The sequence below is a fragment of the Paenibacillus sp. EKM206P genome, assembly GCF_011066155.1.
Taxonomy (GTDB): Bacteria; Bacillota; Bacilli; order Paenibacillales; family Paenibacillaceae; genus Paenibacillus; species Paenibacillus polymyxa_D.
Genome location: NZ_JAAMNQ010000043.1, coordinates 1 through 1880 on the forward strand (window position 1 = coordinate 1; position 1880 = coordinate 1880).

A 1880-nucleotide genomic window follows, 5' to 3' on the forward strand; every position below is an offset into this window, starting at 1 on the left:
TCGTTCTCGTACACGACGGCCGCCTCTTCCGGCGTGCGCTCCGCCTGTTCCTCAAACAGCCGGTGGAACGCGGCCGCAGGAGCCGCTTCCGGCTGCGCCGGGTTGAACGCGCCGATAATTTGTTCTTTTTCCTCTGCCGTCAGCAAGTCCAGCTCGGCAATCTTCGCATCTGGACGGCTTACGATCGTTTCGAGCAGCTGCTCGTAATGTTTCGCCAGCCGTTCGATCGTCTCCCTTTTGTAGAGAGCCGTCGCATATTCGAAGCTGTAATCCAAGCCGCCGTTCTCCTCGCCCACATCCAAGCTGATATCAAACTTCGCGGTATCTAATACGCTCGGATAAGGAATCAGGCGAAGCCCTTCCAGCTCAAATTCCTCGTTTTCCGTATTCTGCATCGTAAACAGCGTGTCGAAGAGCGGATTGCGGCTTAAATCACGGGTGACTTGCACCTTGTCCACCAATTCTTCGAACGGATAGTTTTGATGCTCGAAGGCATGGAGGGTCGTTTCTTTGACTTCGTTCAGGTATGACAGGAATGTCTTTTCCGAAGCCGGATAACTGCGGATAGCCAGCGTGTTTAAGAAAATCCCGATCAACGGCTGCACATCTCCATGATTCCTTCCGGCAATCGGCGTACCGACGATCACGTCTTCCTGACCTGAATATTTATGCAGAAGGACGTTATACGCCGCAAGCAGCACCATAAACAGCGTCGTGCCCGTTTCCGAGGCCAGCTGCTTCAGGCCGTCGGTTTTCGAAGCGTCGAAGGAAAACTCCAGCGTTTGGCCTTCGTAGCTCTGCACGGCCGGACGCGGATAGTCGGCCGGCATTTCCAGCACCGGCAGCTCGCCTTGGAACATGTCCAGCCAGTACGCCTCCTGACGCTGAAGCCGTTCTTTCTGCTCCTGCGAATGCTGCCAAACGGTGTAGTCTTTGTACTGAATGCGCAGAGGCTCCAATTGCTCGCCGCCGTACAAGCGGACGAATTCTTCAACAAAGATTTCCATCGAGACGCCATCGGAAATAATATGATGCATGTCGTACATTAGAATATGACGTTCCGGAGCCAGCTCGACAAGGCCTACCCTCAGCAGCGGAGGCTTCGCCAAGTCAAACGGACGGACGAAACGGCGAACCATCTCTTCGGCCTCTTGCTCATCCACTCGATAGAACTCCACGGCAAAATTCACGTCCTGGTAAATCCGCTGCGATGCTTCGCCATCCACCATTTCGAACCCGGTGCGCAGCGTTTCATGCCGCGCCACGAGCTTACGGAACGCTTCTTCGAACCTTGCCCGGTCCAAAGCCCCCTCCAGCAGCATCGCTTCCGGCATGTTGTAGCTAAGCTCCGCGCCTTCCAGTTGATTCAGGATAAAGAGACGTTTTTGAGCAAAAGATTGCGGGTACACCTCTCGGTCATCCGCCACCGGAATGGCAACGAATGTCTGCTCATCCAGCCGGGAAATGGCGGCGGCCATGCTCTCAATGGTGGAATGGCGGAACACGTCGCGCAGCGGCAGATCCACGCTCAATTCTTTATGAATCTTGCTGACCAGCGTCGTCGCCCGCAGGGAGTGACCACCGATGTCGAAGAAGTTGTCGTGAACGCCAATCTCCTTCGCAAGCCCCAGCACCTCCTGCCAAATCGCCGCCAGCTTTGTTTCCAGCTCATTGCGCGGTGCGACGTACTCCGTTCCGCTTCCCGCTTCCCCTTCCGGCGCCGGCAGCGCCTTCCGGTCAATTTTTCCGTTCGGCGTCAGAGGCAGGCGCTCCATCTCCACGAAGTACGACGGGATCATGTAGCCCGGCAGCTCCTGCGCCAGCGCGCCGCGCAGATCGTTCACTGCCAGCTCCGCTCCGGTATCCGGTGTGTAATACGC

Annotated in this window: 1 protein-coding gene; it reads right to left on the reverse strand. The window is 56.4% G+C overall.

Going from position 1 to position 1880, the window contains the following annotated elements:
• Positions 1-1880 (reverse strand): condensation domain-containing protein (locus tag G9G53_RS25550; protein ID WP_238796309.1); only part of this gene is annotated, 1880 nt, incomplete at both ends.